General features: G+C 59.4%; 12 protein-coding genes. All 12 read right to left on the bottom strand.

The window, feature by feature from the left end:
* Positions 1-606: 606 nt before the first annotated feature.
* A complete protein-coding gene (locus C1720_RS01805) occupies positions 607-1,266 on the bottom strand; it encodes a heme biosynthesis HemY N-terminal domain-containing protein (protein WP_158241605.1) in 660 nt (219 codons plus the stop codon).
* A 1-nt stretch (position 1,267) separates the two neighbouring features.
* Positions 1,268-2,422 (bottom strand): uroporphyrinogen-III C-methyltransferase, encoded by a 1,155-nt coding sequence (locus tag C1720_RS01800; RefSeq protein ID WP_158241604.1) that lies wholly within the window; start codon positions 2,420-2,422, stop codon positions 1,268-1,270.
* A gap of 472 nt (positions 2,423-2,894) precedes the next feature.
* Positions 2,895-3,929, bottom strand: coding sequence for a ferrochelatase (gene hemH / locus C1720_RS01795; RefSeq protein WP_102283033.1), 1,035 nt, complete (start codon positions 3,927-3,929; stop codon positions 2,895-2,897).
* A gap of 257 nt (positions 3,930-4,186) precedes the next feature.
* The gene (locus C1720_RS14120; RefSeq protein ID WP_233199745.1) at positions 4,187-4,711 is read right to left on the bottom strand and encodes a DUF4124 domain-containing protein; all 525 of its coding nucleotides are present in this window, start codon (positions 4,709-4,711) and stop codon (positions 4,187-4,189) included.
* Positions 4,712-4,895: 184 nt separating this feature from the next.
* The gene (gene clpP, locus C1720_RS01785) at positions 4,896-5,507 is read right to left on the bottom strand and encodes an ATP-dependent Clp endopeptidase proteolytic subunit ClpP (RefSeq protein ID WP_102283032.1); all 612 of its coding nucleotides are present in this window, start codon (positions 5,505-5,507) and stop codon (positions 4,896-4,898) included.
* Positions 5,508-5,605: 98 nt separating this feature from the next.
* Entirely contained in the window at positions 5,606-6,934 is a 1,329-nt protein-coding gene (tig, locus tag C1720_RS01780) for a trigger factor (protein ID WP_102283031.1), read from the bottom strand.
* Between the two features lie 108 nt (positions 6,935-7,042).
* Entirely contained in the window at positions 7,043-7,243 is a 201-nt protein-coding gene (locus tag C1720_RS01775; protein ID WP_102283030.1) for a DNA gyrase inhibitor YacG, read from the bottom strand.
* On the bottom strand, positions 7,240-7,995 hold the full coding sequence (zapD, locus tag C1720_RS01770) for a cell division protein ZapD (RefSeq protein WP_102283029.1): 756 nt from the start codon (positions 7,993-7,995) through the stop codon (positions 7,240-7,242). Before zapD ends, C1720_RS01775 begins: the two co-directional genes overlap by 4 nt.
* A 33-nt stretch (positions 7,996-8,028) precedes the next feature.
* Positions 8,029-8,634 carry a dephospho-CoA kinase gene (coaE, locus tag C1720_RS01765; RefSeq protein WP_102283028.1) on the bottom strand — a complete coding sequence of 202 codons (606 nt, stop codon included), beginning with the start codon at positions 8,632-8,634 and terminating at the stop codon, positions 8,029-8,031.
* Positions 8,635-8,655: 21 nt separating this feature from the next.
* A complete protein-coding gene (locus C1720_RS01760) occupies positions 8,656-9,597 on the bottom strand; it encodes a prepilin peptidase (protein WP_102283027.1) in 942 nt (313 codons plus the stop codon).
* Between the two features lie 3 nt (positions 9,598-9,600).
* Positions 9,601-10,830 (bottom strand): type II secretion system F family protein, encoded by a 1,230-nt coding sequence (locus tag C1720_RS01755; protein WP_102283026.1) that lies wholly within the window; start codon positions 10,828-10,830, stop codon positions 9,601-9,603.
* A 34-nt stretch (positions 10,831-10,864) separates the two neighbouring features.
* A complete protein-coding gene (pilB, locus tag C1720_RS01750) occupies positions 10,865-12,589 on the bottom strand; it encodes a type IV-A pilus assembly ATPase PilB (protein WP_102283025.1) in 1,725 nt (574 codons plus the stop codon).
* Between the last annotated feature and the right edge of the window lie 69 nt (positions 12,590-12,658).

Genomic DNA, 12,658 nt, shown 5'->3' with positions numbered 1-12,658 from the left:
TGCCAGCCAATACGCCCTGCGCGAGCGCGCCAAGGCCATGCGAAAAGAAATGGACGAAACCGGAGTGCGGTAACGACGCCGCCCGCGCGCAGCCGCTTTCTGGCGCAGCGCGGCTTTGTCATATCCAGACCTTGGAATAATGAGATGCTGCATCAAAGACGCGGATTCAAAGATGCAGAATTTCAAAGCGGAAACAGGCCCAAGGCCCGCTGAGTGAAAAATCAATCCGGGCTGATTCTTTCACCCAGGCGTCAAATCCAAAAAAGCGTACGTTTACAGGCGTGCATGCGCCAAATCATAATAAACAACGCGAAATCCATAAACAGATAGCGCTCCAGCGTCACGACAACCGCCGCCCGTCTGTTTGAAGTTTGTCTGCAAGAGCTAAAAGCGCGGACTTGGGCGGTTTATGACGTTGCAAATGCTTTGTCAGATAGCACTGACTGTTCGCGGCTTACGCCTTGCAGCCGCTCCAATCCGCTCTTTTCCCCTCATGGCCAAACTCTGGGCAGTTTCCCAGAAACAGGAGCAAATTTAAAGGCAATAAAACACTGTTCCGCGCATTATCAATAGCTGGATATTGCGCAGATTCGTATTTTTGCCCCTTTATATTTGCTCCTGTTTTTGAGGCGTCCTGGCAGGTTCTTGCTCGCCGCCGGACTCCTGCCGGATGGCGGCCTGGCCGCTGGCCGCCAGCACGCGGCGGCCAGCAGGCACGGTGTCGGCTGCGCCATCGGCAGATGCGGCTGGCGCGGCTGGCTCAGCGGCGGATGGGGCCAATGGCTCCAACTGCGTCAGCGCCGCCTGGGCCTGCCGCCAGTGCCGCTGCCGGGCGGGGCCAGTCTCGCAGGCGGCGGCCATCAAGTGCGCCTGCGCTTGCAAGGCCCAATCCTGCGCGCCAGCGGCGGCCAGTGCGGCGGCGGCGGCTTGCCTAGCTTGCGCCGTGCGGCCAGCCAGGCGGTGCACCCAGGCTTCGGCCAGGCAGGCTTCGGGCGGGCGGGCAGGCGCGCGCCGCCCGAATCTGGCAAACCGGGCCAGCGCAGCGGCAGGCCGCCATGCCTTGCGCAGCGCCAGGCGGCCCGCGTGCAGCAGCAGCGCCGCTGCCAGCAGCAACAGCAGCGCCAGGTTGGCGGATACGTCCACCCGCCAGGGCGGCCAAAACAGCGTGACCGTGCCCAGGTTGCCGCCCATGAGCAGCGCCAGCGCCACGGCGCAGGCGAACAGGCCCAGAAACCACAGCACGGCGCGCATGAGGGCGTTGTTCACTTCAGAACTCTCCGGTGCGGGCGTCTTCATGGGCGGCCGGGCGCGTGTGGGGCTGGCCCTGTGCGTCAGGCGTGGCGTTGGCTTCGGCGCTGCCGTTTGCGTCGGCATCTGCCGCATTGGCGGCGCTGATGGCCTCGGAGCTGGCGCTGGCTGCGTCAGCCAGCGCCGCCAGCGTGGCACTGGCGCTGGGCATGGGCGCGCCTTGCAGGGCTGCCTGCGCTTGCCGCAGGCGCGCCAGCGCGTCGCGCGTGGCCTGCGCCTGCGGCGCGAATAGCTCGCCCAGCATCTGTTCGGCGCGGGCCAGGTCGGCCTGCGCGGCATCGCGCCGCCCGGACAGCAAGGCCAGGCGCGCGCCTTGCAGGCGCAGCTTCACGTGCTGGCGCACGAAAAACGCTTGCTGCGGCGTCATCATGCTGGCGTCGGGCCGGTCGATGCGGCTCACGCGCACCAGCCGCCCGGCGCCAGACCAGGCTTCGCGCCACGCGCGCTGCCACCACGGGGCGGGGGCGGCTTCCGGCGGCTCCTGCGCATCGGAAGCGTCGGCTGCGTCATTGGCGGCGGGAATGGCATCTACCTGCCCCCACAGCGCATCCAGTTGCGTCAGCAGGCTGGTGATGTCGGGCACGTCTGCCGACTGCGCGCGCTCCAGGTCTTGCCGCGCGGCGCGCGCGGCGGCGGCCAGGCGTGGATTGGCGGCCTGGCGGATGCGCTCTTGCACCAGATGCAGCGCCGTTTGCAGGGGCGTTACGTCGCCCGAGAGGCGGGCCTGGATTTGCGCGGCCTCCAGCATGGCGGCCAGGTCGGTCACCAGGCTGTCATCGCGGGCGCGCACGGCGGTTTGCAGCAGCTCGTCTGTCTGCCGCTGCCAGGACAGCAGCTCGTCCAGGCTGCCTTCGGCGACTGCCAGCCGGGCCTTGGCGGTTTGCGCCATGCCCTGGACCTGCCGGGCCTGGGCCTGCGCCTCGTCTGCCTTGGCGCCGCTGGCGGCGCTTTGACGGGCCAGCTGCTCTTGCGTGTGCGCCAGCTTTTGCCATAGCAGCGCGCTGGATGTGAGCGCCAGCACGGCCACCGCCCACAGCAGCATTTGCTGAACGCCTGCCAGGCGCGGCGCAGGCGCGGCAAGAGATGAAACAGGCGCAGGAGCGGGGGCGGTCATGCCCAAATTGTAGGAAACGGTTGCAGTTTCGCCAGCTTCCCGGACGGAGCGGCGCCGCCGCTGGTCATGCCCGCTTTCAGGTTTGCGGCGGCCACGGCCTTGGGGCGCGCCCATGGCCCACTGGCGCTCATGGCACTGCTCATGGGCGGGATGGCGCTGTCTGTTTGCATCAGAAACAGGAGCAAATCCAAGGGGTATGAAATGCCATCTCGCGCAGTTTCTACTAGGACATCATGCTATTGATACAGGAGCGGATAGATCGGCGCATTCATATCCTGCGCATGGGTTGCCTGCGTCTTTTCCGCCCGGGGCGTTTTTTCCAGCCTGTGGGCGGGCATGAGCGGGAACGGGGCATGAGAGCCTTGCGCGGCCCTGTTCACAGGCGGTGGGTCGCTGAAAGGGCGAACCCGGACAGTTTGCGGCCTTGCAAATCTTCGCGGGGCCGGAAGCGGGCGCGGGCCTGCTTGGCGCGCTACGCGGCTGGCCAGCCCTGGAGGTGTTGCTGCACCAGGGACACGAGGGCGCGGATCCAGTCCGGGTCGTCATTGAGCGCCGGGATGTAGTGGAATTCGCGTCCGCCCGCGTGCAGGAAAGCGTCGCGTGCGTCTTCGGCGATTTCTTCCAGGGTTTCCAGGCAGTCGCTCACGAAGCCGGGGCAGGCCACGTCCACACGGCCTGTGCCGGCTTGGCCCAGGCGCGCCAGCGTGGGCGCTGTGTAGGGCTGCAGCCATTTGGCGCGGCCAAAGCGGGACTGGAAGGTGGTCACGTATTGCCCTTCGCGCAGCCCCAGCGCCTGCGCCAGCAGCCGCGCGGTTTCATGGCACTGCTGCGGGTAGGGGTCGCCCAGGTCGGCCATGCGCTGCGGCAGGCCGTGAAAGCTGAGCAACAGCACATCAGGCCGCCCATGCGCCTGCCAGTGCTGGCGGATGCGCCCGGCCAGCGCCGCCACATAGCCCGCATGGGCGTGAAAGGCCCCGGCCAGCCGCAGTTCGGGCAGGCTGCGCACGGTGCGGCCCCAGGCGAATACGGCGTCATGCACGCTGGCCGTGGTGGTGGCTGAATACTGCGGGTACAGCGGCAGCACCAGTATGCGTGCGCAGCCCTGTGCCTTGAGCGCGTCCAGCTCCTGCGCAATGGCGGGCTGCCCGTAGCACATGGCATGACGCACGGCTACGCGCAAACCTGCTTCGTGCAGGTAGCCGCGCAGCAGGCTGGCCTGCTTTTTTGACCAGGCCAGCAGGGGCGAGCCTTGCTCAGTCCAGACAGTGCGGTACTTGGCCGCAGAGCGCGCCGGGCGCGTGCGCAGCACCCAGCCATGCAGCACGGGCAGCCACAGCGCGCGCGGCGCTTCCACGATGCGCGGGTCGCCCAGGAACTGCGCCAGATACCGCCGCACAGCCGGCGTGGTGGGCGCTTCAGGCGTGCCCAGGTTGCACAGCAGAACGCCTGTGCCGGAAGGCGCGGGGGCGTCGGGGGGAGCGGGTTCGGGGCGGNCGGTCGATGACATCAGCCGTGTAGCTGCTGTGCATGCTATGGCTGGTTGTCGTTCATTGTACGGCGACCGCGACGATCGCCACGCGTAAGATCGTCGGCAGGGTCGGATGTGTATAAGGGACAGGAAATGCAAGGAGCTTGCGGAAGCGGAAAAGGCGCGCCTTCGGGGTGGGTTCCTGGACGGGGGCCGGGCCTGCTTCGCAAGCGTGCAATCGGCCTCAAGCCCCCGTGGAATCAGCGCGGGCAGCTATTGTTCTGATAGTGAATGCGTCATTGGACCGCCTGCTGCCGGAGGGCCTGGAGGGCCGGGCCGCTGCAAAAAGCGTTCATCTGTTGCGGGGCGGCCTGGCGGGTGAGCCTGGCTTGCTCCGTGGCGCGGGCCATCAGCTCGGCGTAGCGGCCGCTGTTTTCGTATTGGGCGTAGGCTTGCCGCCTGTTTTGCCGCCATTTCTGATACAGGGGCATGCCCTGCTCGTTGAAGTCTGGCAGGTGCTTGCAGCTTTCAACAAGGGAGTCAGTGGCCACGAGACGCAGGATGGCTTCGTCAGCGCTGGCATCGCCCGCCGCAGGGCCGCCGCCGGCTTGCGCGGCAGCGCCTTTGCCAGGCTGCCGGGCGGCAGACGGCGGCGCGGCTGGCGAGCGCGGGCTTGCCACGGCGCTTTGCCGGGCGCTGGCAGGGCAGGGCTGCTCCTGATAGCTCACTTTGCCTGCGGCGTCCGTGCATTTGTTGATGGCCCAGGCCCCGTCAGGAGCCAGGCAGGCCAGCGTCAGAAGAAAGAAAGCAGTGGTTTTCATAGGGCGTCCAGAACCTGTTCAGGGTTTGGCTGTGAAAGGGCAAAAGTGCGGATCGGGATGGGCGGCAAGGCGCAGATGGCGCAGATGGGCTTTGCGGCTACTTGCTGCCCATCGAAGATTTGCGATGTCCGCGAACGCCCGGGGCCGCGTTTTTTGCACCCACGGGCAGACTTTGAGCGGGTTCTCAGGCGCGCTTTTCGACGACGCTGTCAATCAGGCCGTAATCCTTGGCCTCGGGCGCGGTCATGTAGTAGTCGCGCTCGGTGTCGTGCACGACTTTTTCATAGGGCTGGCCGGTGCGCTCGGCCAGGATGCGGTTCATCTGTTCCTTGGTGCGCAGCAGATCGCGCGCCTGGATTTCGATGTCGGTGGCCTGGCCGCGCGCGCCGCCGAGCACCTGGTGAATCATGATTTTGCTGTTGGGCAGGCTGTAGCGTTTGCCCTTGGCGCCTGCGGCCAGAAGAAACGCGCCCATGCTGGCGGCAAAGCCCAGGCACATGGTGGAAACATCAGGCTTGATGAACTGCATGGTGTCGTAAATGGACAGGCCCGCCGTGACGCTGCCGCCGGGGGAGTTGATGTAGAAGGAAATGTCCTTGTCGGGGTTTTCGCTTTCGAGAAACAGCAGCTGGGCCACGACGAGATTGGCGCTCTGGTCATTGACTTCGCCCACGAGGAAGATGACGCGCTCTTTGAGCAGGCGCGAATAGATGTCAAAGGAGCGCTCGCCCCGGCCCGATTGCTCGATGACCATGGGGATAAGGCCGAGATTGCTGGCAGGTTCCTGGATGTGCATGCGTGTTCTCCTCAAGAAGTGACCGGCGGAAAAATGGGGCTTGGCCTGTGCGGCTCAAGCCCCCTTGGGTGCGAATGGGCTGCGCCTGTGTGTTCAGGTCAGGCGGCGGCTGGCGCAGCGGCAGCGCTCATCAGCTCATCAAAGCTGAGGGTTTTTTCGGTGACTTTGGCATGGCTGAAGACGTAGTCCGCCACGTTGGCTTCCAGCACCATGGCTTCAACATTGGACAGGCGGTTGGCGTCCTGGAAGTACCAGCGCTCCACTTCAGCGGGGCGCTCATAGCTGGCCGCCAGTTCCTTGACCTGCGCCTTGATTTGCTCTGGCGTGGCCTGAAGCTTGTGGGCATTGACCAGCTCGGCCAGCACCAGGCCCAGACGTACGCGGCGCTCGGCATTGGAGCGGAAAAGGTCTTCAGGCAGATCAACCTTGTCGGCATCCTTGATGCCGCGGGCTTTCAGGTCGGCGCGGGCGCTTTCGCTCATGCGGGCCACTTCGGCCTGCACGCTGGCCTTGGGCACGTCAAATTCGGTTTTGGCCGTGACCGCATCCAGCGCGGCTTGCTTGTTGCGGGCGGCCACGCGGAATTTGACTTCGCGCTCCAGGTTCTTGCGCACATCGGCGCGCAAGCCCTCAATGGTGGGGTCGGCCACGCCCAGAGATTTGATGAAGGCTTCATTCAGCTCGGGCAAATGGGCGGCTTCAATGTTCTTGAGCGTGACAAGAAAGTCAGCCGTTTTGCCCGCCACTTCCTTGCCGTGATAGTTTTCGGGGAAAGAGAGCGGGAAAGTCTTGCTTTCTCCCGTTTTCATGCCGCGCACGGCATCTTCAAACTCTTTGAGCATCTGGCCTTCGCCAAGGATGAAGACGAAGTCATCGGCCTTGCCGCCTTCAAACGGCTCGCCGTCGAGCTTGCCGGAAAAGTCGATAGTGACGCGGTCGCCTTCTTCAGCAGGGCTGCCTTTGGCGCGCTGCGCGAATGTGCAGCGCTGCTTGCGAAGAATGTCGATGGTGCGGTCAATGGCGTCTTCGCTGACCTCGGCAGACAGTTTCTCGACCTCAACGGAAGACAAATCGCCCAAGTTGATTTCGGGAAAAACCTCGAACACGGCATCGAAAACCAGCTGGCCTTCAGGCGCGTCGCTTTTTTCAGTGATGGTGGGCTGGCCCGCCACGCGCAGCTTGGCATCAGCGGCTTCCTTGAAAAAAGCCTCGCCAACCTTGTCATTGACCACTTCGTACTGCACGGAATAGCCATAGCGCTGGGCAACGATGTTCAGCGGGACTTTGCCAGGGCGGAAGCCATCCATGCGCACCGTGCGGGCGAGTTTGCGCAAGCGGGCTTCGACTTCGCTGCGGATGGAGTCCGCAGGCAAGGTGAGCGTCATTTTGCGCTCCAGCTTTTCAAGGGTTTCGATGTTGGCAGCCATATTTGTTCCGGGTTGCAAAGGTGATTTGGCAGGATGCGCGCTCAGGAAAGCGCCATTCCGAAAGAGCGGGCCAGAAAGGAGTTCCGGGCGCAAGGAAAACCGGGCATTTTAACTTGCGCTGCCCGCATCAAGGCCCGGGTCTTCAGGGGAAGCCAGACGGAAGCTTTCATTGGCCCATGCGCCCAGATCGTGCAGTTTGCACCGTTCGCTACAGAAGGGGCGAAAGCGGTTTTCAGGCGCGTACAAGCTAGGGCGGCCGCAAGAGGGGCACTTGACGTGGCGCGGGACAGGCGGCTGGGCTTCAGTCATGAGCAAAGCGCCAGCTCGAACGCCACATCATCAGCCACGGGCGCGCTTTTGTTCCCGGCTAGCTGCTGCATGAACTGTATGGATATCAGCAGCCGGTTGCCGCTGATTTTGGGAACGACATTCATTTTTTTGGGAAGAGACAGCCGTATGAGCTGCACCTGGCGGCCCTGAGGCAGCGCATGCTGGAACTGGCCTTGCTGCGCTTGCGCCATTTGCGGCGTGCCAGAGTCGCGCAACATATGCAAAAGAAGCGCCAGAGCATTGGCCAGCGGCTGCAAGTGTGAAGTCCAGCGGCTCAGATCAGCCAAGCGGGCGTCAGCGTGGCCTTCTTGCCAAGCGTGATATGCAGGCAAGTCAAAGGAGCAGGTGCCGCCCGGTATGAAAATGCGGCTGCGAACACTCATCAGCCAGTCATCTTCCGTTAGCTGGCTGCAGGGTTTGCCGTGCTGGCGCTTGAGAGCGGAAAAAGCGTTTTCCACATAACCGGCAAAGGCTTCCAGCGCCTCTTGGGCGATGGCCGGGTTGCCGCGTTGGGCGGACAGATAGGCTTTGTGGTTTTCCAGATCTTTCAGCACATCAGTCTTGATGTCGATCCGGCCGGCCATGTCCATGATTTCAAACAGGGTGACCAGCGCAAAATGGTGATCCAAGGCAGCCGTATGGGCTAGCAAACTGCCCAGGCGATGAAGAAGGTGCTCCAGTCGCAAGTAAGTGCGGATGCGCTCGTTAAAGGGGTATTCGTACAGGATCACGCGAAAGCGGGCACGGGCTGGCAAAGGGGCGCATCATAGTCCGAAGCGGGGAAGAAGTGCTTCAAGCTGCTTCTCCAACGCTTGCAGCGTTGTGCCAGCATCATTGGTAATCACAAAGTTGGCCATAGCTAGCCGCTGCGCCCGGCTGGCTTGCGCAGACAGAATGTGCATCACTTCTTCGCGGGAAAGTTGGCTACGGGCCACGACGCGGGTAATTTGCACTTCTTCCGGACAATCAACGACCAGCAGCGCGTCAATGCGAGATTGCCAGCGCGCGAAATTCTCAATCAGCAGCGGAACATCAAACACAACGCAGCGCACGCTGCGCATGGCCGCCTCACGTGTCTGCTCTTCCAGTGCCTGTTCAACCAGCGGGTGAAGGATGGTTTCCAGGCGCTGCCTTGCAGCCGGATCAGCAAAAATCATTTGCCGCATTGCGCTACGGTTCAGCGCGCCATCCGGGCCAATGACATGAGTTCCAAATTGAGCGGCAATAGCTGGAAGCGCTGCACCATGAGAGGCGGTTAACGCACGTGAAATGGCATCGGCGTCAATGACGGCTGCGCCACGTGCGGCAAGCATCTGCGCGACAGTGGTTTTGCCGCTGCCTATGCCGCCAGTCAATCCCAACCGAAACACGGGAAGATAGGATAAAAAGCTTCAGGCGCCCAGCCCGATGGCGCGCAAAATGCTGGTGGGGCTGAAAATCATGGCGGTCAATCCAGCCAGCGCCAGAAAAGGCCCAAAGGGCACATAATGTCCTTCTCTAAGATTATTGCAGAACTTCATGCCAATTCCAGCAAGCGCGCCAATGACAGAAGCCATCAGAATAATCGGTATCAATGCATTCCAGCCAAACCAAGCCCCCAAAGCTGCGAAAAGCTTGAAATCGCCATAACCCATGCCCTCTTTCCCCGTAAGCAACCTGAATGCCCAATAAATGGACCACAAAAAGAGGTAACCCGCCATCGCCCCAATTACGGAATGGGATAGCGGAACAGCTGTCAAATGAAGCAACGATGCCAGTAAACCGCCCCAAACCAGAGGCAGGGTCAAATCGTCAGGTAATAGCGTTGTGTCCCAGTCAATCATGGTCATGACGATCAGAAAGGCAGAAAACGCCGCCCATGCCACGCCAGAAGCTGTCAGGCCCCATTGCCAGCCGCACCATGCAAATAGAAGCCCTGCCGCCAGTTCGATGGCGGGATAGCGCCATGAGATACTCGCATTGCAGCCAGAGCATCTGCCGCGCAGGAATACCCAGCTGAATATTGGGATATTCTCGAACCAGCGAATTTTATGCCCACAGCTTTGGCATCGTGAAGACGGCATCATGAGATTGAATCTCGGCAAATCTTCAACCGCCTGCATGATATGCCGTCCAACCGCTTCCATATTTTCAGGGGCAGTAGTCCGCGAACCGAAACTTAGCGCCCATAGGGTCTTCTCATCTGCGGTAGTGCCGGAAATATTCGATCCTGCTTCATGAAGCCAGGATCGATACATCATTTGAGGCAGACGATAAATGACGACATTGAGAAAGCTGCCAACCAGAAGTCCAAAAATCAGATAGATTATTGCATCTATAGTATTTTCGTGCATATCTCAGACAACAGAACCCAGCTTGAAGATCGGCAAATACATTGAGACAACAATGCCGCCAATAATGGTTCCAAGGAAAACAATAATGATAGGCTCCATCAGGCTTGACAGTCCGGCAACCATCTCATCAACTTCGGCTTCGTAGAAATCGGCCGCTTTGCCAAGCATATGGTCAATGGAACCGGATTCTTCACCAATGGCAGTCATTTGTATGACCATGCTTGGAAACACATTCGCATTGGACATGGCATTCGTCAGGCTGGTACCGGTTGAAACTTCCTGTTGAATTTTTTGAGTCGCCGACTTGTAGATATAGTTGCCTGCCGCGCCGCCAACCGAATCCAAGGATTCAACGAGGGGAACACCGGCTGCAAACATGGTTGAAAGGGTTCGCGTCCAGCGCGCGATCACTGACTTTTCGATCAAATTGCCAAAAATCGGTATTTGCAGAAGCAACCGATCCATGAACATCTGCATCTTCTCATTTCTCTTCCATGACTGCAGGAACAAATACACTCCAGCAAATATTCCGATAAATATGATATACCAGTAGCTTACGAAAAATTCGCTCATGGCGATCACAAAAAGCGTTGGCGCTGGCAAATCTGCGCCAAAATTTTCGAAGACGCTCTTGAATGCCGGGATAACAAAAATCATGATCAAAGCGACGACTACAAATGCCACAATAATAACAGCAGTCGGATACATCAAAGCTGATTTGATTTTTGACTTAATAGCTTCCGTCTTTTCCATATAGATGGCAAGACGGTCCAGAATATCTTCCAAAATGCCTGCCGCTTCCCCGGCCTCTACCAGATTACAGTAGAGGGTATTGAAATAGAGTGGATGTTTCCGAAAGGCCGATGACAAAGAAGAGCCTGATTCCACATCAGTGCGAATGTCATTGAGCAGCTTGGCAACGCTGGGGTTGGTACTGCCCCGACCAACAATGTCAAAGGATTGCAGCAACGGCACGCCCGCCTTCATCATGGTGGCGAGCTGTCGGGTGAATATGGCTATGTCTTTGGGCGCGATCTTTTTGCCAGACCGCATCCGGCGCTTGCGCACTTTTGTTACTAAAATGCCTTGCCTGCGCAAGGTAGCTTGGACCTGATGCTCGCCGGCGGCTCGCAACTCGCCCCGGACAATTTTGCCGTTGCGATCTTTGCCTTCCCATTCAAAGATAACCTCTTTGACGGATTTCATGTTTGGGCGTGAGGTTGCTGTTGCCATATTCGGTGCGCTCCCTTGAGATCTTTGAGAGGGTTTATTCGTTAGTAACGGCCAAAACTTCTTCAAGTGAAGTAACGCCTATCTTCACTTTATGCAGACCAGACTCACGCAAGGAACGGACTCCTTCGGAGCGAGCCTGATCGGATATTTCCAGGGCGCTCCCATCGGCGAGAATAATGCGCTGCATCTCTTCTGAAATAGGCATGACTTGATAAATACCGACCCGTCCTTTATAGCCATTGTTGCATGCGTCACATCCGACAGGTTTGTAGGGTGTCCAGCTTCCATCCAGATCCTTTTCTGTAAACCCGGCCTCTAAGAGAACGTCATTGGGTATATCAGTGGGTTCCTTGCATTTTGGACAAAGTCGCCGCGCCAAGCGTTGGGCAGTGATAAGAATGACGCTGGATGCAATATTAAATGGGGCAATCCCCATATTTCGCATGCGCGTTAACGTCGTCGGGGCATCGTTGGTATGCAGTGTGGATAATACTAAATGCCCTGTTTGGGCCGCCTTGATGGCAATGTCAGCTGTTTCCAGATCACGAATTTCACCTACCATGATGATATCCGGATCCTGACGGAGAAAGGCCCTGAGGGCGACAGCAAATGTCAGACCAGCCTTGTCATTCATATTGACCTGGTTGATGCCAGGCAAGTTGATTTCAGCCGGATCCTCTGCGGTGGATATATTGACCCCTGGCTTGTTTAATAAGTTGAGACAAGTATAGAGCGAAACAGTTTTGCCGGAGCCCGTGGGGCCGGTAACGAGAATCATGCCATAGGGGCGCTCAATGGCCGTCATCAAACGCTCTTTTTCAATTGGTTCGTAGCCGAGGGCATCAATTCCCAACTTGGCGCTGCTCGGGTCCAGAATACGGATCACGATTTTCTCGCCAAACAGGGTGGGCAAGGTGCTTACGCGGAAATCGATCACGCGATCAGGCCCCAGTTTGAGTTTCATGCGGCCATCTTGCGGCACGCGTTTTTCGGAAATATCAAGACGCGAAATAACCTTGATGCGAGAAGCCAGTTTTTCTTTGATGCCGGGTGGAGGACTGGCAATTTCGCGCAATTCGCCATCAATGCGAAAACGCACCCGGTACATGAATTCGTAGGGTTCAAAATGCAAGTCAGAGGCGCGCATACTGACGGCGTCTACCAGCATTTTTTGCAGGAAGCGAACGATAGGAGTGTCTTCGCTGTCATCTTGTTCAGCATCTTCTTCGGCTTCATTGGGGCTGGCGGCATCTTCGCCAAATTCGAAGTCGTCGGCGCTGATGCCGTCCATTCCATCGCCTGTGCCGCGAGTGGCTGTCTCGATCAGATGGGAAAGTTTGTCATATTCGGCAATGACCCATTCCACACCCATCTGGGTGGCGAACTTGACTTTTTCTGCAGCTTCGTTATCCGTGGGATCAGCTGTTGCGATGATGAGCCGGTTGCCTCTCTTGCTTAGAGGCAGGATGCGGTATTTGACGATCAGCTTGCGATCGATCAGATCCTGTGGGAGGCGGTTGGGGTCAATGGCCGCGGCGTCAATGAGCGGCGCCGCGAATGCAGCGGAGATGGTGTGCGCCAGGTCGAAGGCGGAAACAGCGCCGGAGCCAGTTAGCTCCGCAATGAAATTTTTGTTGGACTGCTGCGCCTTCTTGTAGAGGTCTTCAGCGGCTTGCTGGCCGAGCTTGCCAGTCATGACCAGCGTGTGCGCCAAGCCGGGCAGAGGCGCTGCTTGTGCGGGGGATTCAACGGTTGCCATCGGTGACCAAAGATTTGCAGACTAAAGTTATCTGCCAATCATCGTCGAATGGTGAGTTTTTGTAAATCA

It is taken from the genome of Ottowia massiliensis, from assembly GCF_900240305.1.
GTDB lineage: Bacteria > Pseudomonadota > Gammaproteobacteria > Burkholderiales > Burkholderiaceae_C > Ottowia > Ottowia massiliensis.
The sequence above is the reverse complement of the archived record's forward strand: the minus strand, read 5'-3'. Positions and strand labels throughout refer to the sequence as shown.